Below are 19,191 nucleotides of genomic sequence, written 5' to 3'. Positions count from 1 at the left end.
GACAAAGGCGGACACTCACATATTCATTGCACAATGCACAAAGATCGATTGACTAGAGTGTGTTTGCATGAGATTCGAGAACTGATTGAAATCGTCGAGCGTCGGGTTTTCCCAAATTATCGGAACGTGGAAATACTGCATTCCCAGCGATTCCACAATTTCCCGTTCGTTCTGAATTGCACCTTCCGAAGTCGGAAGCGCAAGGTTGATTACCACGTTGTAGCCTGCGTTTTTAATTGCGGCGAATTGCTCGATGGTCGGCTGTCCTGCGGTCGCGAGTCGATCGTTGATTTGCACAAAATTTAGAATGGATTCCATTCTAGAATCGCTCCTTCTGTTGACGCAGCGCGGCGAAAGTTTCGATCGCAGTCCTATGACCAATCTCCCTTTGAATCTCAGGCGTATCCCAGCGTAGAAATGGGTTTGTACGTTTCTCCAGTCCGAGGTGTGTTGGAATTGTGGCTTCATTTCGACTTCGAGCCGCTTGCACCTGAGCAAATCTTGCTTGTAAATCGGAATTTTGCCGATCGACCGTCACCGCAAATTTCAAATTGCTCAATGTGTATTCATGAGCGCACCAAACCCGTGTATTGTCAGGCAACGATCTGATCTGGCTCAGCGAATCCACCATTTGCGCCGGAGTTCCTTCAAACAATCGCCCACAACCCGCACTAAATAACGTATCTCCGCAAAATAATTCTCCTGGTTCATCTGCGATTGGGGGAAAATAGTAAGCAATATGTCCACGTGTATGTCCGGGAACAAATAACACTTCACCCGTCCGATCGCCAAACTTGACTCGATCGTCTGCGTTTAATTCCACTTGCTGTCCGGGAATGCGTCCGCGATCGTGAACTCCTGCATAAACGATCGCATCAGGGAAGCGATCAAGCAGTTCGCGATTGCCACCGACATGATCACCATGATGATGCGTGTTGAAAATTGTGACTAAGGTCGCACTGAGTTCTTCTAATTTTTTTAGGACAGGGCGAGCTTCTGCTGGATCAATAACTGCCGCAATCTGACGCGCTTCATCGTACAACAGGAAAATATAGTTATCAGAGAGTGCTGAAATTCGATAAATTTGCATAGGACTAATTTATGTCTATTTTGATTCTAAAGTCGTCAATACTAAGACCTGTAGATGATTTTACTCAGGTGTCGATCGAGTCCTCATCTAGCTATTAGGCTCACTTGTGCTTGATATTTCTCTGTTGAACAATGACGATCGTATGGCGAAAGCAGCCCCAAATCGATTTAACCAACCGCCACAGCGCATCCTTGAACGGATTCTCGAACAGCGCCAGCTAAATCGTCACGAGCATTTGCATCTTACGTCTCTGCTGCTTGCAAATCATCGCCTCACTGCCGAAGAACGCCGACAAATCAATCAGATTTTTGATCAAATTCAATCGGGTCAGATCAAGCTTGTAGATGAAGGGAAGCCGCTTTTATGAATGTGATTCAAGCGAGCGCTTGGTTTCCGCCAGATTCGTTTGGCGGCGTTGAGGTGTATCTCAATGGCTTAGTCGAGGACTTGAGCGCGATCGGCTTGAATTGCAAAGTGACAGCCTCAAGAGCGCAGGATCAACCGACGATCGAGCATTACAACGCGATCGAGGTCTACCGCTATCCAAGTCAGGATCTCGATGCGTTTCGCGCTTGGCTTGTTGAAAATAAAAGCGAAATCTATCATCAGCACACCTTGCGATCAGGCTGTGGTCTGCCTCATTTGCAGAGCGCAAAAGAATTGGGAATGAAAACGATCGTCACAATTCACATGCCCGATGTTTCCTGCCTGCGAGGAACGATGATGCAAGGGGGACATTCTGCCTGTAATGGAAAAATTGATCTCGCTCGGTGTAGTGCTTGTTTAGGGGTATCTAAGCGAGTTCCAACTTGGGCAGCTAAAACATTAAGTCATCTCCCCAGTTCGCTCACGCTTTCCCTTCGCGATCGCTTGCGTCACTCCTCTGATGTGCGATTGCGGCAACTGGGAACCACGATCGCGACTCCTGCCCAAGTGCATCAGCATCAGCGACAGTTTGATCAATTGGTAGAATCGAGCGATCGGATTGTCGTCGTTTGCCAGTGGCTTTATGATGCGTTTGTGCTGAATGGCGTGCCGGAATCGAAGCTAGTTTTGAGCCGTCATGGGGTTTTAGTTGAAAGGAAACCGACAGAACGATCGATCCATTCTCCAATTCGGATTGGCTTTCTCGGTCGTTGGCAAGAAACGAAAGGAGTTCAAATTCTTGCTCAAGCACTTCAACTAATCCCGAATACAGCCGTCGAACTGGTGATCTATGCAACTCACGCCGACCAGCATGGTGCAGCAAATCGCGAGAAAGTTTTAGCGATCGCTCAATCAGATTCGCGCATTCAAATTAAGCCGCCGTTAGCACGATCGGAAATTATGGACGCAATTGCAGGGTTTGATCTGCTCGCAGTTCCTTCACAATGGTTAGAAACAGGCCCGCTCGTCGTACTGGAATCGTTTGCCGTAGGAACTCCTGTAATCGGCTCAGATTTGGGTGGAATTGCAGAACTGGTCACGCATGGGAGAGATGGCTGGTTAGTTCCGGCAAAAGATGTTAAGGCTTGGGCAAATGCGATCGCTTATCTTTCTGAAAATCCGGGAACGATCGCTCAACTGAGACAAGGTATTCAGTCCGTAAAAACACGGCAAGCGGTCGCCGCCGGGATGTTAAAGCTTTATCAAAACTTAAAGCGGGAATACTAAAGCGGGAATACTCAGGGCATTGGGGAATTGCATCTGTTGAATACGCCTCCGTTCCCCATTTTTTCTTGTATGAAAGTTTCTATTCTCACGCCTAACTTTTCTAAAGGTGGAGTCGATCGCGCCTATCTTCTCGCCCAAGTTCTCAAAAAGCTAAATCACGAAGTCGAAATCCTCGGATTTCTATTTGGTGAAAAAATCTATCCAGAACCACCCGCAGATTTGCCAATCGTCTGTTTACCAGGCTGTAACTATCCGCAGTTTTTTAGTTCTGTGGGTCAATTGCTCGATCGTATAGATGGTGATTTGATTTATGCCGTGAAGCCGAAGCCTTCAAGCTTTGGAGTTGGACTTTCAAAGAAGTTAAAATCGCGTGTTCCTGTGTTGCTCGATGTGGATGACTGGGAATTGAGTTGGACAGGCGGTGACCAAACGCGCTATCGACCGAACCTAAAGCAATTTGGGCGAGATATTTTGAAACTGAATGGAGCGCTACGATCGCCCGATCATTTCTTTTATCTGCAATGGATGGAACGGCTGATCGGATACGCGGATGCGATTACGATCGACACGAACTTTCTGCAAAAGCGGTTTGGTGGAACCTATCTTCCCAATGGCAAAGATACCGATATGTTCGATCCAACCCGCTTCGATCCAGTGGAAAGTCGGCGCAAATATGGCTTATCCCAGTACCGGGTGCTGATGTTTCCGGGGGCATCGCGTCCGCATAAAGGATTAGAAGAGGTTTTGATCGCACTCGATCGCTTAAACCAGCCGGATCTTAGACTGGTGATCGTCGGTGGAAGCCCCTATGATGACTACGATCGACAGTTAATCGATCGATGGGGACAATGGGTGGTCAAACTGCCACCTGCTCCGTTTTGGCAGATGCCGGAGATTGTGGCGGCGGCTCATGTGGTGGTTGTCCCGCAGCGCGATACGGTCACGGCTCAAGCGCAATTTCCGATCAAGCTCACCGAAGGAATGTCAATGGCAAAGCCGATCTTGGCAACTCGTGTAGGAGACATTCCAGAGATTTTGGGGAATTTAGGCTATCTTGTTGAGCCAGAATCCCCGAATCAGTTAGCGGATGCGATCGCCGAAATCTTTCAGGATTGGCAGGAAGCAGAAAAACGAGGTCAAGCGCTGCGATCGCGCTGTATCGCGCAGTATAGCGTTGATGCGATGGCTCCAATTCTGGCGGATGTTCTGCAAAGCGTGAGTTAAGTGCAGGCATCGGGATAACTAGAAGCAGTTTCCTGCCAAAACTTCAGATTGTTATCCTCTGCTCCGTATGTCCCCAAATCGATTGCTGCTTCAATTTGCCCTCCGTCGTCCGCTCTGGATTGGCTTGACGATCGTGCTTGGATTTTCCGGTGCGTTGTTTAACGGCGTGAGTATGATGCTGATTATCCCGGTTGTGCTGGGGTTATTAGGAGAGGAGGTGAACCTTAAAGGTGCGCCACCGATTTTGCAGAAGGTCTTTTCGAGCATGGCTGCATCAGGCGGAGAGTCGCAGTTTCTGTCGATGTTGGGATTGATTCTGCTGGCGATTTTGCTCAAGAATGTGACGAGCTATGTCAGCACCTTGTCTTCGGGGCATTTATCACGATCGCTAGTCAGTGACATTCGCAAGGAAGGCTTGCGGTTATTGCTCGATGTTGATTTTGATTTCTATATCAAAACCAAAGTTGGAGACTTGATCAATCGGTTAGGGGGTGAGATTGGTTCGACTGCAACAGCGATTCGGACAGCGGTTCAAATGCTGTCTATGGTGATTACTATTTTTGTGTTCCTGATTATTCTTGTATCGATTTCCTGGCAGTTAACTGTAATCTCTACTGTTCTATTAGCAGCAGTCTCTCTTTCCAATAGCTTTTTTGTGAAACGTGCTAAACGATTTGGTCAACAGTTATCTGATCAGTCGCGAGATTATTCGATCGCAGTGTTAGAAATGCTATCGGGAATTCGATTGGTGAAAGCAACCGGAAGCGAATCATACGAGTATCAAAAAATTGAACGATTGATTGATTATCGTGAAAAAGCTGATTTCAGTTCTCAAGCCAATTCTGCGCTGATTCCACCTCTCAACGAGATGGCAGGAATAACCATTGTGATTGCGATTTTATTGCTAGGACGAATCTTTTTTAGAGGCGAACTAGAATCGCTTTCTGCGGTGTTGTTGACATACCTGCTGGTGTTGTTTCGGATGTTGCCGTTTGTGGGGCAACTGAATAATGCACGTAGTTCATTTGCGAATCTGGCTCCGAGTGTTTCTGTGGTGAATGACTTCTTGCGGCGCGAAGGTAAGCCATTCATGTCTAAAGGGCACATTCCTTATACGGGAATGACTGCGGGAATTCGGTTTGAGCAATTGGCATTCACTTATCCGGGGCACGATCGACAAGTGCTCAATCAAGTTGATCTCTGGCTACCTAAAGGAACGACTTTAGCGCTCGTCGGATCATCGGGGGCGGGAAAATCAACCTTAGCGGATTTGCTGCCGCGATTTTATGATCCAACCGCTGGACGGATTCTGATTGACGATCGCGACCTCAAAGACTTCGAGATCCGTTCTCTTCGTCAAGCAATGGGCATTGTCAGTCAAGATACTTTCTTGTTTAACGATTCCGTTCGGAACAATCTTGCTTATGCTCGCAAAGATGCTACAGATGAGCAAATTATTGAAGCGGCAAAACGTGCCAATGCTTATGAGTTCATCATTAAGTTACCTCAAGGGTTTGATACATTGATTGGTGATCGCGGCGTAATGCTTTCAGGCGGACAAAGACAACGATTGGCGATCGCAAGAGCATTGTTACGTGATCCAGAAATTCTCATTCTTGATGAAGCAACTTCTGCACTCGATACAGTCTCGGAGCGGTTGGTACAGAGCGCCATCGATGAATTGAGCCGCGATCGTACAACCTTGGTGATTGCTCACCGACTCTCGACCGTGCAGAAAGCTGATCAGATTGCAGTGTTAGATAAAGGGTGCGTCGTAGAAGTGGGAACCCATGCGGAACTGTTAAAGCAGGGTGGATTGTATGCCCAACTTCATGCAATGCAGTTTTCAGAAGAAGCTCAGACTGTTTAGGAACAAGGCGATGAAGAAGAAAGTAGTTGGAATGGTGAGTAGTTATGTCGGGTTGAAACCTAGCCCGATCGATTGGTTATGGCAACAGTCGCCTTACCCGTTTGGACATTGGGGCAACATTCAGCTTGAAGCCTCTGCTGCAAATCCAGATTTTTTGTTGTTGTATCAGTTCGATTTTCCTCGTTCTAAACCACCAAAAACATTAATATCAAAGGTTCGCGCTCAATTACGTCCGGCTCCGTTACCGGATGTGACTCCACAGTTTCGAGGTGTTCCGAAAGAGCGAATGATTTATCTATTGCGAGAACCCCCGCTCGATGAGATTTTACATATTGCTAAAGCAAACTACGAGAAAGCACAACAATACTGTGCTTATGTTTCTGGCCCTGATGACTATGCACCTGTTCCCGACTATATGCCTGCGATTTGGTACTTAGGCAATTCGTTTCGGGAGCTAAATGAAATGCCGCCTCCTGAAAAGGTTCGTAAGTGCAGTTGGATTACGTCTGGCATTAGTCGGAGTGAGAATCATCTGAAGCGGTTAGCATTTCTCAAACTGTTGCAGCAGAACGGACTGGAGTTTGACTTATATGGGCGAGATCTACCGGACTGGGCAGTTACAACGGGTCGAATTAATGGGAAATGGTACGGTATGGCTCCTTACTATTACAACTTAGCGATCGAGAACTATGCCGAGAATGATTGGTATGTGACTGAGAAGCTCTGGGATGCTCTGCTCGCGTGGTGCTTACCAATTTACTACGGTGGATCTGCCGCAGATAAATTACTTCCTCCGGGGAGCTTTTTACGATTGCCGAGTATGGATGAAAAAGGCTGGAAATACATTGAGGAAGTGACTGCGACTCGGGATGCGTGGTATGAAGCAAAAGACGCGATCGCGGAAGCTCGGCAAATCATTCTGCACAAACTTAATCTAATGAATTGGCTTTCTGAATACGTTGAGCGGGTTTCTTAGTTATGGATGGCATTTGTACTCTGGCAAACGATCGTGTGTTCGATCAGTTAGTCGCTTTGCTTAATAGCATTGAAGCCAATATTAGCTGCGATATTCCCGTTTGCATTTATCCATTTGATGATCAGCTTGATCGAATTCGGGCTGAAATTCGTAACCGTCCGAATGTGATGCTTTACGATGACCAAGATTCGATCGACCGTTGGGATCAGTTTATGCAACGGATTGCACCGGAGCGATTGGATCAGAAGATGCGACTGTATGGGGCACATCGGCGGTTTTGTGCGTTTGATGCACCGTTTGATCGCTTTATTTACATGGATGCAGATACATTGGCGATGAGTTCAATGGATCGTATCTTTGAGCAATTAAATGATCATGATTGGGTCGTTTACGACTTTCAATTTCTTGATCCCACTAAGATCTACAACATTGATTCTCCAAAGCTGTACAAGGTATTCCCGAAAGAGCGAGTTGATAAAGAAATCTTTTGCTCAGGCTTCTTTGCTGCAAAACGGGGACTCTTTGACGCAGAGCAGCGAGAAACACTGATTACTCAGTTGTTAGAGGGCGATCGAGAGATTCTCTACGGTGGAGCAGGTGAACAACCTGTGATCAATTACATAGTGATGAAATCGGGCATCAAAAGCTGTAATTTAGCGCATCTATTACCGTTTGGAAAATCGACGGGTTGTTCAATCACCTCAAAGCATTTTGAGGACAAGGAACATATTTTGTACGATCGTGGACTTCGCCTCACATACTTGCACTACATCGGGGTAAAACCACAGCGCATGGAAAAAGCTTGTCACGGTGAGAATGTTGCTTTTCCATATCGTGATTTGTTTTTGCACTATCGATTTCTGCACGAGCCAGAAAAGCGACCTGTTTTCACAGAACCTCCGATGCCAAAGGCACAGCCGAGTTTTGTTCAGAAAGTTCTACAAAAGTTGAGACGAGCATGAAACGAGGAATTTACATTGTTGCAAATGACAAAGTGATCGAAAACGCGATCGCACTGCTCAATAGTATTCGACTGTATGATCCAAATGTTCTAATCTATTTGATTCCGTTTAATGATGAGTATGAGAATGTTTTCTCAACGCTGAAACAATTGCACAATGTTCAATTGTTTCCAGATTTAGAACTACTGGAGCGATTAACCAGCCGTGTAGGAGAGATTTTCGATCGAGACTTTCTCAAGTTACCAAACAAAATGCGAAAGCTTGCAGTCTGGTTTGGTGTGTTAGATGAATTTCTCTACATTGACACAGATATTGTTGTGTTTGAGCAGATCTCCGAAACGCTGCAACATCTATCAAAGTGTGATTTCTTCTGCTGTGACTATCACTATTCTAGTGAAGGCCTGAGAAACATCTTTTCACCTGTAGTTAAAGACAGCATCTTTACCGATGAACAGCTACAAGATGTGTTTAACAGTGGATTTTGGGGATCTCGCAAAGGAGTGATCACCGAGGATCAACTCTATGATGTGCTGAAAGATTGCGCCCAACATCGCGAATACTTTGACTTTACTCAAGGTGTCACGGATCAGCCGATTCTGAATTATTTGATTCTGAAGTGCTTTGAGAAGCGGATGAATTTAGTCAAACCACCGGAAAACGCTCCGGGAAGTTGGGCAGGATCAAAGCACTTTGAGAATCAACAGTATGTTCTGTACGATCGTGGTCAAAGACTGAAGTATCTCCATTGGGCAGGAATTTCAATGCGTCCGGGTGCGCCGTATTGGGACTTATGGGAACACTACCGATGTTTACATGAGCCGAGTTCTGCGCTCTGGCGGAAACTTGCGCGACTCGTACCATTCAAAGCTTAAAAGGAGATCGAACAATGGTCGATGGAATCTATACCTTTGCAAACGATGTGGTGTTCGATCAGCTTGTCGCTCTGTTGAACAGTATCGAAGTCAATGCAGGACGGGACATTCCAGTCTGTATTATTCCGTTTAATGATCAGCTAGAGAAAGTTCAAGCTGAGATTGCAAGGCGCAAAAACGTCACACTGTTTGACCAGCCTGAATCGATCGCATTCTGGGAAGACTTTGCCACTCAAGCCTGGTTATCTCACCCGACTGCACAGCGAGTCTGGAAAGAGCAAGGTAGACCTACCATGCGTCGGGCAAACTTTCATCGTAAATTCTGCTGCTTTGATGGACAGTTCGATCGCTTCCTCTACATTGATGCAGACACCTTATTAATGGGATCAGTTGATCCAGTGTTTGAAAAGCTGGATCAGTATGATTGGATCGTTAATGACTATCAGTATCTATCCGATGCAAGCTTAATTTTTAACACCGATTCAGAAGCACTACTGGAACAATATAGCCTTGAAAAACTGAGAGCAAACATCTTTTGTTCTGGCTTCTTTGCTTCAAAGAAGAGCGTTTATAACCAAGAGAAAGCGAAACAGTTTCTAGAGCGCTTGAAAGCAGGTGAAGCTGATTTTATGTCGCTGCGGGGTTCGGATCAGCCGATGTTGAACTATACCGTATTGGGTAATCAGATCTCGTTCTTTAACTTTGCCTATCACGATCCAGAAAACGCCACAGGTTCTCATTGGTCGTCTCAGTTTAGCGATCGCAACCACATTCTTTACGACGACGATAAACGACTGATGTATCTCCACTACATGAGTATTTCGTCGTCGGTGTTCACACGATTGTGTCAGGGTGAAAATGTTCCGCTTGCGTATCGCGATTTATTTTTACACTATCGCTATCTCAAATTCTCACAAGATCGACCCCAAGAATTCAAATCTCCGAGCGCATTTACCCAAGCTCGATCGCGGATCACTAAATTCCGTAAACAGAAAATTAGTAACCTGAATCATCGATTCCGCAAACTCAAACATCAACTGAACAAACTGCGCGGTTAAACCGTCATTTTCAACCGAAGCCCACGATCGGGTAAGATGAACCCTTTAGGCGTGAAGAATCGGTTTCCAGTATGACCCTTAGCGTAGTGACCGGAGCGGCAGGATTTATCGGCTCTCATTTAGTCGAGGCATTGCTCGATCGTGGAGATCGGGTCATTGGAGTCGATCAGTTCAATGATTATTACGATTCTGCGCTGAAGTGGAAAAATCTTGCTCGTAGTTTAGCGCATCCCAACTTTGAGCTAATCGAAGCGGACATCCAGAAATTAGACTGGAAGGCGCTTTTAACCGATGTAGAAGTTGTGTATCATCAAGCGGCTCAGGCGGGAGTGAGATCGAGTTGGGGCGCAGGGTTTCGCACTTACACTGAGCAAAACATCAACGCCACGCAAGTTCTCTTAGAAGCGGCAAAATCTGCAAAACGGCTCCGGCGCTTGATCTACGCTTCGAGTTCTTCGATCTATGGCAATGCGGAAACCCTTCCCACCGCCGAAACGATCAGTCCGCAGCCCGTTTCACCCTACGGCATTACTAAACTTGCAGCAGAACAACTCTGCGGACTGTATTATCAAAACTTTGGGGTTCCGACTTGTGCGCTGCGCTATTTTACGGTGTACGGTCAGCGACAACGCCCGGATATGGGGTTTCACAAGTTTCTCAAAGCGGCTCTACAGGATGAAGCGATCGTGATTTACGGCGATGGGCAGCAAACGCGAGATTTTACCTTTGTTTCAGATGTGATTGCGGCAAATCTCGCAGCAGCAGAGGTTTCAGAGGCAGTCGGAGAAGTGTTTAATATCGGCGGTGGGAGTCGCGTAGTACTAACCGATGTGATTGCCACGATGGAGGCGATTATTGGTCGATCGATTCGCCAGGAAAAAATCGAGACAGCGATCGGCGATGCGCGGCACACTTCGGCTGATGTTTCTAAAGCCAAACAGATTCTCAACTATCAGCCCAAAGTGGCACTCAAAGAAGGACTCACATATGAATGGGAATGGATTCGAGCGCTCTATCAATAATCGAGTTGGTACTGCTTGATCTCCAGCAACTGTTGAAATTAAAACAGTGCTTCCAACAGTGCTCCTTCGGGAGCACCCTTTCCCAATGACACTTCTTTGAGCAACCTTGGTGCTGATTTCTTATTGGGTGCTTAGGTCGTTCGTTTACGCTTAAGTCCAAACGCGCCGACTGCTGCTAATCCCAATGCAGCAAGCGTTCCGGGTTCAGGAACACGCTCTGGTGGGGGTGTAACATTTGCACGATACACCGTAAGGTGAGAGAGTTCTGGCGTATTAGTCGCAATCCCGTTGGTGTTCCAGGTTCCCCCGAATACCGCCGCACTGGTCGCATTGTCAAAGAAATAAGCGCTCCAGAAATTACCTGCTTTCAAACTGACGACGAATGGTTCAGTCAATCCAGTTTGAACACTCCAGTTTCCAGAAATTCCTGCATTTGGTGCAGTTACTGCTCCAGTACCAGAGTCGGATTTACCAACAAACGTCCAATTTGTGATGCCGTTAAACACCCCTGTCGTTAACAGGTTCAGCAACGCTCCTGAGCCACTTTGATCATCGTTGCCTGAGAACGCGCCTTGGCAAGCTGAGAAGATTGAACCTCCAGCCGTGACAGAACCTAGCGAACACGAAACTGCTGTGGGAGCACCACCACCAGAAGGGTTACCACCAGGGCGGTTCGGGTTGGCGGCATTGGTAGGTAAAGATGGTAAGGCTAATAAACTAACTGCCAGCACCGATGCTGACAGCACTCCTTTTGACTTCATTGTGTTTTCCCCTAAAAGATAATCGAGAAGAGCGCAGACGCTAATACTACGTACGTGTTTATACTGAACTGGGGGCATTACTATACTAGAACGCAATAAATAGAATTTCTACGTCACATCATTGATTTTACGAAAAACACACCAGAAATGAGCCTTTTGTGTAGAGGGGATAATAGTATTCATTTTTATCGCTCTCTACGCTTTGTATAAAACATGACAAATACTAGGACATTAACAGAGCAGTTTAAGGACATACTCGATCGCCAGTAATCGAATCAAACAGAAACAATCGATCGAGATCCAACCGCAACGGCAAGCGATCTCCTACTCTTAAATTCAAAGCCGGATCAGTCTGCAAATTGATCGATCGACCTTCCAACGCCGCACGAACCAGCACTTCTCGTCCCAACGGTTCAATTACACTCACTTGAGCAACGCAGTGTGGATCTGTCGCATTCACAGAAAGATGCTCTGAACGAATTCCGAGATCGTATTGTCCGGGTGGGACATCGAGCGCGATCGCAAACGATTGCCCCCCAATCTGAAAGCTTGACCCGGTGAATGTTGCTGAAATTAAGTTCATCGGTGGACTACCAAGAAACGTAGCAACCATGCGATTAATCGGTCGATCGTAAATCTCCTGGGGTGTGCCAATCTGCTGAATTCTGCCGCGCTCCAATACAACAATGCGATCGGCTAAAGTCATCGCTTCAACTTGATCATGCGTAACGTAGATCGTAGTAATGCCGACCTGTTGATGTAATTGTTTAAGTTCAGTTCGAGTCCCGTCGCGCAGTTGGGCATCTAGATTCGAGAGCGGCTCATCCAGCAAAAACACTTGCGGCTGACGAGCGATCGCTCTTCCCAAGGCGACTCGCTGCTGCTGTCCGCCCGATAACTGTCTCGGTTTGCGCTCTAGTAAATGACCGATTTCTAAAATTCTTGCCACTGACTCGACTCGTTCTTGAATCGTTTTCGGCTCTGCCTGTCGCATTTTTAGCCCGAATGCAATGTTCTCAGCCACGGTCATGTGCGGGTAAAGTGCGTAATTTTGAAACACCATTGCCACATCGCGCTGGCGAGCCGGGACTTGATTCACCAGCCGATCGCCAATGTACAAATTCCCAGAAGTCGCCGTTTCTAGCCCTGCGATCGTGCGTAAGACGGTTGATTTACCACAGCCAGAGGGACCCACCAACACCCAGAACTCGCCATCAGGAATCTCAAAGCTAATATCCTCAACGGCTGCGGATTTACTAAAACGTCGAGTGATGCGATCGAGTCGAACGGTTGCCATAAACTTAGTTAAATCTTTAGAAAAACGCATCCGAAGTTAGGGAAACGAGTCTATCTTATGGTGCATCATTTTAATACCATAGTAAATTAATGTTGTTTATCAAAATCTGACTTCTAGCATTTTTGTGATTAAATCTTCTGGGTTACATTCATCACGCGTCTTGATTGTTGAGGATGAAGCAGTGACACGACTGGCCCTAACCGTGCTTCTGGAGCATCAAGGCGCGATCGTGCTGTCAGCCGGTTCGATTCAGGAGGGAATTGAAATCATTCGATTTGGGTTTGAGCCAAATTTATTAGTGAGTAACATTCGGCTACCGGACGGTAATGGAGCACGAGTTTTAGATGTCATTCGACAGCAAGAGACGCATCGAACAGTCGCGATCGCGCTGACTGGAGAGGTGATCGCGATGATTCGGCAGGATTCAGAGTCGGTAGGATTTGATGTGTATCTGCCAAAACCGTATGATTCAGAAATTTTGTTGAACACGATCGAGCAACTGATCGATACGCCCCCTAACGATCTTTAGAGGATGTTTGAGAAAAGTATAGGTAGCCCCTTCGTTTCGTTGCGCTTCCGCCCGAACTTCAGCTCAGAGCGGAGTGCTGCAACGAACGAAGACTCTGCAAATATCCTCTCAAACCAATGATGACACTCTCGCTTTGAAGCCTGCTTGCTCCAAAGCGCTCACGGTTGCCTCTTCATCTTGAACACGGAATTGAGAGCCAAAGCGCACAATCTGGCTTCGAGTCGGAGTCCCGACGATCGCAATCACTGAAACTTTAGCATGGTCCCGATCGCCATTCTCCTGCAACACCGTTTTAAGCCGATGCCGTTCCATTGCATCATCTGCAATCCTGGGTTCAAGTTCAACCATCACCATTCGCACCTGATCGATCGGTTCCGCGTCGTCAACAATGAACTGGAACTGATCTTCATCGCGTTTATCAATCTTGCCCCAGACCATCAGACGCGCATCCGGCTCAATCAGGCTACCGATGCGATCGAAGGATTTGGGAAACACAACCGCTTCTGCTCGTCCGGTCAAATCTTCGATTTGAATCACTGCCATTGCATCTCCTTTCTTGGTTGTAACTCGTTTTACTGCAGTAATCATGACGATCGCGCTGACGGTTGAACCTTCTCGACTGTTCTGTAAGTTGCCTAGGCTAATCGGTGCTAACACTTTTGCCGAGTCTTGCAGTTGCTTTAGGGGATGATCGGAAATGTAGAAGCCGAGGACTTCTTTTTCGAGCCGGAGCTTTTCTTGCGAAGGATAGTCGGCAACCGTTGCACTTTTTGGAGCCGCTTCAAAGCTGCTTTTCTGCGTCACTGCACCGAGTAGATCGAATAAGCTACCTTGTCCACTAGCGCGATCGCGTGCCCTTGATTGTGCCCAGTCCATCACGAGTTCTAGATCATTGGCGAGTTGGTGACGATTCGGTGCGATCGAGTCAAACGCTCCACAGTGAATCAAGGCTTCTAATGCGCGTTTGTTGAGTGCGCGGGAATCGACGCGGTCGCATAAATCCGCCAGTGATTTGAACTGTCCGCCTGCGTCACGGGCTTCGAGAATGGCTTCGATCGCGCTCATTCCCACGTTTCGCACCGCAGAGAGTCCAAACAGGATCGCATCTCCGGTGGGCGTAAAGTCGATGCCCGATCGATTGATATCCGGGGGCAGCACTTTGATTCCTAAACTATGACAGGTTGCGATGTAGCGCTGAACTTTGTCTTGTTCACCACTGTTAATCGTTAAGATTGCTGCCATATATTCGACGGGATAGTTCGCCTTCAGATAAGCCGTTTGGAAAGTGACATAACCATACGCCATTGAGTGCGATTTATTGAAGCAGTATTCCGCGAACTTCACCATCTGCTCGAACAGTTCTTCGGCAATTTTGGCAGAAACCCCCCGATCTTTTGCACCTTTGACAAACAAGGCTTGGTGCTTTTCCATTTCAGCCTTTTTCTTTTTACCCATTGCTCGACGCAACAGATCCGCTTGTCCGAGCGAATAGCCTGCCATATCCTGAGCAATCTTCATGATCTGCTCTTGGAACACCATGATTCCATAGGTTTCTTTCAGAATCGGCTGAAGAATCTCATGAGCATAGTCAATCTTTTCGCGACCGTGTTTGCGATTGATGAATTTAGGAATCAGCTTTGCATCCAATGGTCCTGGACGATAAAGCGCAAGCACCGAGGAAATATCATCAATTCCATCGGGTTTCAGGTCACGCACAATCTGACGCATTCCAGAGGATTCAAGCTGGAAGATCCCTTCAAGTTCGCCTCGCGCTAGCAGCTTGTAGACTTCTGGATCATTGAGCGGCAAACTATCCAGATCGAGTTTGATGTTTTGGCTTTGTTCGATTAGCTCGATCGTTTTCTCGATCATGGTGAGATTCTTCAAGCCTAAGAAGTCCATCTTCAGCAAGCCTAGTAGCTCAATGTCTTCCATTGCATATTGAGTCACAATGCCGCCATCTTTGGTCATTTCTAGTGGCACAATCTCATCCAATGGCTCTGAAGAAATCACTACACCCGCCGCATGAACTCCGGTGGCTTTGTTTGTGCCTTCGATCCGCATTGCCATGTCTAGCCAGCGACGGTAAGTAATGGGCGGATTGGTGTTCGGAATGACTTGATCTTGATGGTATTTCTGGCTGAACTCTTTCGAGGGTGTTTCAGTTGGAGACACCATGATTTTGAGCTTAGTGGATTTACCGCGAAACACTGGGATTTGTTTCGCCATGCGATCGGCTTCACTCAATGGAATGTTCAGCACCCGCGCTACATCTCGCAGAATGGCTTTCGAGTTCATCCGGTTGTAGGTGATGATCTGCGCGACTCGCTCTATACCATACTTTTCGGTCACATATTTGATCACTTCATCCCGCCTGTCGATGCAAAAATCCGTATCCACATCTGGCATCGATTTACGCTCTGGATTCAAGAATCGCTCAAACAGTAAGCCATGATGTACCGGATCAATGTTTGTGATTCCTAGTGCATAAGCAACCAATGAACCCGCCGCAGAACCGCGTCCCGGCCCGACCGGAATCTTATTGTCTCTTGCATACTTGATGTAGTCCCAAACGACCAGGAAGTAAGTTGAGAATCCCATCTGCTTGAGCATATTCAACTCATAGATAAGACGATCGCGGTATTCATCACTGATTTCATCTCGCGAGTTCCGTTTCTGACGCTGAATCAATCCTTCCCAAGCAATCTTTTCGATGTAAGTATCCGCAGTAAATCCGGGTGGAATCGGATAGTCTGGCAGTCGAGGTTCACCACCCATTAGGGTGTATTGTTCAATCTTGTCCGCGACTTCTACAGTGTTTGCGATCGCAGCTTCAATGATGTCTTGCGGCAAATGATCTCGAAAGAGCGATCGCATTTCATCTGCTGATTTTAGATACTCGGTTCCGGTGTAGCGCAGTCGTTTCTCTTCAGAAATTAACTTTCCGGTTTGAATACATAACAAAGCATCGTGAGCTTCGACATCATAGCAAGACACATAGTGCGAATCATTGGTCGCAATCAGCTTAATGTCTAGTTCTTGAGCAATCTTGACAATCTCAGGATTAACAATGCGCTCCTCTAACAATCCATGATCCTGAATCTCAAGATAGTAATCATCCCCAAATAGCTCCTTATACCAAGTCGCAATTCTCCGAGCAATTTCGGGCTTTCCTTGCAGAATCGCTTGCGGCACTTCTCCACCGAGACAAGCACTCGTCACGATCAAGCCTTCATGATACTCAGCGAGTAAATCTTTGTTGACACAGGGACGCGAGAAAATTCCTTTACCCTGAACGCCTTTGAGGTGCGAGATTGTGGTGAGCTTAACGAGGTTCTTATAGCCTTGTGTATTCTTCGCTAAAACAACTTGATGATATTTCGGGCGGCGTTCTTGCTTCGTAATGTCGCCGTTGATGATATACATCTCGTTGCCGATGATCGGCTTAATGTCTTTTCCTTGACAGGTCTTAATCAGTTCGATCGCACCATACATCACTCCATGATCCGTCAGCGCGATCGCGGGCATTCCAAGTTCCACGGCGCGATCGACCAATTTCGACAACTGCCCCGCACCGTCAAGCAAACTGTAATCACTGTGAATGTGCAGACCGACGAAAGACATAATCACTCAACCCACGCGAAGGAATGAGTTTTACAGTAACCGATCTTGAGCGCTATATCTACAAATTTTTTGAAATAAATTCCCAATTGTCCCCAGATATAGAGTCAAGAAAATTCGCACCCCGATTCACATTCCAATACCAATGTACCAAATTCAGCGACGATCAGGCGCTGCGCCCATTACCGTTTACGCTGAAAATAGCGATTTGCAATTGGGGAATATGTCGCAGTTAATTCAAGTGATGCAAAGTATATTCGATCGTCCTCCTGTGCCCTTTAATCCGGCAAATCAAACGCTTAAAGGTTGGGCGATGTTTTGTTTACGCGATCGTGGCTTCATGGTGCAATCTGCCCAAAATGCCGATTTTGCCGTGACCACCAAAGGCGAAAAAGTTGCCTTTCACGTCACGCAATCCGAACCGAGCGATGCTGCTACGGGTTGGATCGTGGTCGATGCCTCCGGGAAACAAGCCAGAGTCATTGCCCCCGAACCCTAGCGCAGAACCACTTTTCGACGACTCCGGATCTTTTTGATCCGGCGTTTTCTTGGCAGATCCGATGCGAGAATATCCCGCATTTCTTGCCAGAAGGGACGATCGGAATGATGCAGATCAACCAGAACGATCGCCACACTAAACAATAAAATCGCAGTTCCCACCACAAACAGCGCCATTGATCCGGTGATCAGCCATTCCGCTTCTAGAACTGTCCGCATCGCTAACGCAAACGTACTCGACACAAACAAAGCCAACGCATAATACATGACTAAAATGCCGTTGTTTGCTGACTTGACGCGCTGTTGCAGATAGCGAATTTGCTTCTGTAGCATCGATAAGCGATTGGCTCGATCGAGTTGACCAAGAATTTGGAAATATTCAACATTGGTAATTTGCAGGCGATTTTCAATCACGCTTCGTCGCAGCAGTAGCCCACCCAGAACAAACGCACAGGCAAGCAGCATCAGCACCGAATTGAGAATGAGTTGAATCAATTGGGTCGTGTCGTCTATACTCATGCCACCTCTGATACTCTCTAACGACAAAGAGGATAACACGATTTTAGTACCAGCGTACTAAACTAGAAAAATGTTTGAAACAGACAGAAACGATGCTCGGCAATCACCAAAGGGCTGATCAGGCGAATAGAAATATTTTTACTGATTTGGGCTTTTTCTGTTCTGAAACTTTCAGAATTCGAGCAGACCTGATGTTAACTTTAAGAAATTTGATTGAAGCGCAACAATGGACATCAGACAAGCAGTCCAGCAATTAGGAGCAACCGAAGACCAAGTTGAGGCATTGCTTCAAGGCGACATCGAGCAATTTCGCATCGAGCCACTGATTGCAGTGCTGGCAAATGTGGGAATGAAAGCTCACGTTGAAGTTTTACCAAACGTTGCCTGACGCTCTAAGACAGTGTCAGACAGTGTCAAAATTTCATAGCCGATCTCAGTTACCGCGATCGTATGCTCGAACTGTGCAGAGAGCTTCTTATCTTTGGTGATCACAGTCCAACGATCGCTTAAAAACTTCAGTTCATACGTGCCTTCGTTCAGCATGGGTTCGATCGTAAACACCATTCCCGGACGCAGCTTCACCCCTGTTCCTCGCTTGCCAAAGTGCGGAATCTGCGGTTCTGTGTGAAACACTCGTCCCACCCCGTGACCCACCATATCGCGCACAACTGAGAAACCATTCGCCTCAGCATACTCCTGAATCGCCGCACCAATATCCCCCACCCTTGCACCCGGTTTCACTGCCGCAATGCCGCGCATCATTGCTTCTTTTGTCACTTCGACTAACTTTCGAGCCGCCTCCGAAGGATTCCCAACCAGAAACATTCTCGATGTATCCCCGTGATAACCATCGAGAATCGGAGTGACATCAATATTAATAATGTCGCCGTCTTTAAGACTCTGCTTGGAACTGGGAATGCCGTGACAAACAACTTCGTTAACGCTAGTGCAAATGGAACCGGGATAAGGCGGATGATTTGGAGGAGCATAGCCGAGTGTGGCGCTGATTGCACCGTGTTCTTTCATCCAGCGATCGGCTTCGTCATTCAATTCTTGAGTGCTAACTCCCGGTTGTACCAAAGGTTCAAGATAATCCAACAACTGTGCTGCAAGCTTGCCCACTGTCCGCATTTTGTCGAGTTCCCGCGCTGAAAGCAGAACAATTCCACGATGTTGAGTTGCAGGTTTGGCAATGGACAATAAATTTTGCAGATTCATAGCGTTCTCTTGCTGGCACAG

At 46.9% G+C, this 19,191-nt stretch carries 19 protein-coding genes; 12 read left to right on the top strand and 7 right to left on the bottom strand.

Going from position 1 to position 19,191, the window contains the following annotated elements; genetic code table 11:
* Positions 1-15 precede the first annotated feature (15 nt).
* Positions 16-318 (bottom strand): protein tyrosine phosphatase family protein, encoded by a 303-nt coding sequence (locus tag NC980_RS01260; protein WP_242027125.1) that lies wholly within the window; start codon positions 316-318, stop codon positions 16-18.
* 1 nt (position 319) lies between these two features.
* Positions 320-1,090 (bottom strand): hydroxyacylglutathione hydrolase, encoded by a 771-nt coding sequence (gene gloB, locus NC980_RS01255; RefSeq protein ID WP_190378665.1) that lies wholly within the window; start codon positions 1,088-1,090, stop codon positions 320-322.
* Positions 1,091-1,196: 106 nt separating this feature from the next.
* Between gloB and NC980_RS01250 the strand changes: the two genes are divergently transcribed.
* From NC980_RS01250 to NC980_RS01210, 9 genes are all read left to right on the top strand, one after another.
* Positions 1,197-1,457 carry a hypothetical protein gene (locus NC980_RS01250; RefSeq protein WP_347272906.1) on the top strand — a complete coding sequence of 87 codons (261 nt, stop codon included), beginning with the start codon at positions 1,197-1,199 and terminating at the stop codon, positions 1,455-1,457.
* Complete coding sequence (locus tag NC980_RS01245; protein WP_190378664.1) at positions 1,454-2,743, top strand: glycosyltransferase; 1,290 nt, start codon at positions 1,454-1,456, stop codon at positions 2,741-2,743. The genes NC980_RS01250 and NC980_RS01245 overlap by 4 nt, the downstream gene beginning before the upstream one ends.
* A gap of 69 nt (positions 2,744-2,812) precedes the next feature.
* Positions 2,813-3,967, top strand: a complete 1,155-nt coding sequence (locus NC980_RS01240) for a glycosyltransferase family 4 protein (RefSeq protein ID WP_190378663.1) — start codon at positions 2,813-2,815, stop codon at positions 3,965-3,967.
* 67 nt (positions 3,968-4,034) lie between these two features.
* Positions 4,035-5,837 (top strand): ABC transporter ATP-binding protein, encoded by a 1,803-nt coding sequence (locus NC980_RS01235; protein ID WP_190378662.1) that lies wholly within the window; start codon positions 4,035-4,037, stop codon positions 5,835-5,837.
* 10 nt (positions 5,838-5,847) lie between these two features.
* Positions 5,848-6,813: a glycosyltransferase family 10 gene (locus NC980_RS01230; protein WP_190378661.1), complete on the top strand. Its 966-nt coding sequence runs from the start codon at positions 5,848-5,850 to the stop codon at positions 6,811-6,813.
* Positions 6,814-6,815: 2 nt separating this feature from the next.
* Positions 6,816-7,775 carry an Npun_R2821/Npun_R2822 family protein gene (locus NC980_RS01225; protein WP_190378660.1) on the top strand — a complete coding sequence of 320 codons (960 nt, stop codon included), beginning with the start codon at positions 6,816-6,818 and terminating at the stop codon, positions 7,773-7,775.
* Positions 7,772-8,647 carry an Npun_R2821/Npun_R2822 family protein gene (locus NC980_RS01220; protein ID WP_190378659.1) on the top strand — a complete coding sequence of 292 codons (876 nt, stop codon included), beginning with the start codon at positions 7,772-7,774 and terminating at the stop codon, positions 8,645-8,647. Before NC980_RS01225 ends, NC980_RS01220 begins: the two co-directional genes overlap by 4 nt.
* Positions 8,648-8,661: 14 nt before the next feature.
* Positions 8,662-9,705 (top strand): Npun_R2821/Npun_R2822 family protein, encoded by a 1,044-nt coding sequence (locus NC980_RS01215; RefSeq protein ID WP_190378658.1) that lies wholly within the window; start codon positions 8,662-8,664, stop codon positions 9,703-9,705.
* A gap of 71 nt (positions 9,706-9,776) precedes the next feature.
* A complete protein-coding gene (locus NC980_RS01210) occupies positions 9,777-10,727 on the top strand; it encodes an NAD-dependent epimerase/dehydratase family protein (RefSeq protein WP_190378657.1) in 951 nt (316 codons plus the stop codon).
* Between the two features lie 131 nt (positions 10,728-10,858).
* Here the strand turns inward: NC980_RS01210 and NC980_RS01205 are convergent, their stop codons facing one another.
* Both NC980_RS01205 and NC980_RS01200 read right to left on the bottom strand, forming a co-directional pair.
* Positions 10,859-11,488, bottom strand: a complete 630-nt coding sequence (locus NC980_RS01205; protein ID WP_190378656.1) for a PEP-CTERM sorting domain-containing protein — start codon at positions 11,486-11,488, stop codon at positions 10,859-10,861.
* A gap of 244 nt (positions 11,489-11,732) precedes the next feature.
* Positions 11,733-12,785, bottom strand: coding sequence for an ABC transporter ATP-binding protein (locus NC980_RS01200; protein WP_190378655.1), 1,053 nt, complete (start codon positions 12,783-12,785; stop codon positions 11,733-11,735).
* A gap of 124 nt (positions 12,786-12,909) precedes the next feature.
* Between NC980_RS01200 and NC980_RS01195 the strand changes: the two genes are divergently transcribed.
* The gene (locus NC980_RS01195) at positions 12,910-13,314 is read left to right on the top strand and encodes a response regulator (protein WP_347272900.1); all 405 of its coding nucleotides are present in this window, start codon (positions 12,910-12,912) and stop codon (positions 13,312-13,314) included.
* Between the two features lie 108 nt (positions 13,315-13,422).
* On the opposite strand, the gene NC980_RS01190 is transcribed toward NC980_RS01195, so the two are convergent.
* Positions 13,423-16,938: a DNA polymerase III subunit alpha gene (locus NC980_RS01190; RefSeq protein ID WP_190378653.1), complete on the bottom strand. Its 3,516-nt coding sequence runs from the start codon at positions 16,936-16,938 to the stop codon at positions 13,423-13,425.
* Between the two features lie 142 nt (positions 16,939-17,080).
* Here NC980_RS01190 and NC980_RS01185 point away from each other — a divergent pair, with 142 nt between their 5' ends.
* Positions 17,081-17,434, top strand: coding sequence for a hypothetical protein (locus NC980_RS01185; RefSeq protein WP_199298670.1), 354 nt, complete (start codon positions 17,081-17,083; stop codon positions 17,432-17,434).
* On the opposite strand, the gene NC980_RS01180 is transcribed toward NC980_RS01185, so the two are convergent.
* Entirely contained in the window at positions 17,431-17,952 is a 522-nt protein-coding gene (locus tag NC980_RS01180) for a DUF2721 domain-containing protein (RefSeq protein WP_190378652.1), read from the bottom strand. The two genes, NC980_RS01185 and NC980_RS01180, sit on opposite strands and share 4 nt — an antisense overlap.
* Positions 17,953-18,178: 226 nt before the next feature.
* Between NC980_RS01180 and NC980_RS01175 the strand changes: the two genes are divergently transcribed.
* Positions 18,179-18,340: an XRE family transcriptional regulator gene (locus NC980_RS01175; RefSeq protein WP_190378651.1), complete on the top strand. Its 162-nt coding sequence runs from the start codon at positions 18,179-18,181 to the stop codon at positions 18,338-18,340.
* On the opposite strand, the gene map is transcribed toward NC980_RS01175, so the two are convergent.
* Positions 18,310-19,170 (bottom strand): type I methionyl aminopeptidase, encoded by an 861-nt coding sequence (gene map, locus NC980_RS01170; RefSeq protein ID WP_190378650.1) that lies wholly within the window; start codon positions 19,168-19,170, stop codon positions 18,310-18,312. The genes NC980_RS01175 and map overlap by 31 nt on opposite strands.
* Positions 19,171-19,191: the final 21 nt, after the last annotated feature.

The sequence above is a fragment of the Leptolyngbya sp. AS-A5 genome (genome assembly GCF_039962495.1).
Lineage (GTDB): Bacteria > Cyanobacteriota > Cyanobacteriia > Leptolyngbyales > Leptolyngbyaceae > Leptolyngbya.
The sequence above is the reverse complement of the archived record's forward strand: the minus strand, read 5'-3'. Positions and strand labels throughout refer to the sequence as shown.

Excerpts from the sequence above, each read along its gene's own strand:
- NC980_RS01190 (WP_190378653.1), bottom strand. The coding sequence starts at position 16,938 with ATGTCTTTCGTCGGTCTGCACATTCACAGTGATTACAGTTTGCTTGAC.
- NC980_RS01225 (WP_190378660.1), top strand. The coding sequence starts at position 6,816 with ATGGATGGCATTTGTACTCTGGCAAACGATCGTGTGTTCGATCAGTTA.
- NC980_RS01205 (WP_190378656.1), bottom strand. The coding sequence starts at position 11,488 with ATGAAGTCAAAAGGAGTGCTGTCAGCATCGGTGCTGGCAGTTAGTTTA.
- NC980_RS01200 (WP_190378655.1), bottom strand. The coding sequence starts at position 12,785 with ATGGCAACCGTTCGACTCGATCGCATCACTCGACGTTTTAGTAAATCC.
- NC980_RS01220 (WP_190378659.1), top strand. The coding sequence starts at position 7,772 with ATGAAACGAGGAATTTACATTGTTGCAAATGACAAAGTGATCGAAAAC.
- NC980_RS01185 (WP_199298670.1), top strand. The coding sequence starts at position 17,081 with ATGTACCAAATTCAGCGACGATCAGGCGCTGCGCCCATTACCGTTTAC.
- NC980_RS01210 (WP_190378657.1), top strand. The coding sequence starts at position 9,777 with ATGACCCTTAGCGTAGTGACCGGAGCGGCAGGATTTATCGGCTCTCAT.
- NC980_RS01240 (WP_190378663.1), top strand. The coding sequence starts at position 2,813 with ATGAAAGTTTCTATTCTCACGCCTAACTTTTCTAAAGGTGGAGTCGAT.
- NC980_RS01230 (WP_190378661.1), top strand. The coding sequence starts at position 5,848 with ATGAAGAAGAAAGTAGTTGGAATGGTGAGTAGTTATGTCGGGTTGAAA.
- NC980_RS01245 (WP_190378664.1), top strand. The coding sequence starts at position 1,454 with ATGAATGTGATTCAAGCGAGCGCTTGGTTTCCGCCAGATTCGTTTGGC.
- NC980_RS01215 (WP_190378658.1), top strand. The coding sequence starts at position 8,662 with ATGGTCGATGGAATCTATACCTTTGCAAACGATGTGGTGTTCGATCAG.
- NC980_RS01260 (WP_242027125.1), bottom strand. The coding sequence starts at position 318 with ATGGAATCCATTCTAAATTTTGTGCAAATCAACGATCGACTCGCGACC.
- NC980_RS01175 (WP_190378651.1), top strand. The coding sequence starts at position 18,179 with ATGGACATCAGACAAGCAGTCCAGCAATTAGGAGCAACCGAAGACCAA.
- NC980_RS01235 (WP_190378662.1), top strand. The coding sequence starts at position 4,035 with ATGTCCCCAAATCGATTGCTGCTTCAATTTGCCCTCCGTCGTCCGCTC.
- NC980_RS01180 (WP_190378652.1), bottom strand. The coding sequence starts at position 17,952 with ATGAGTATAGACGACACGACCCAATTGATTCAACTCATTCTCAATTCG.
- map (WP_190378650.1), bottom strand. The coding sequence starts at position 19,170 with ATGAATCTGCAAAATTTATTGTCCATTGCCAAACCTGCAACTCAACAT.
- gloB (WP_190378665.1), bottom strand. The coding sequence starts at position 1,090 with ATGCAAATTTATCGAATTTCAGCACTCTCTGATAACTATATTTTCCTG.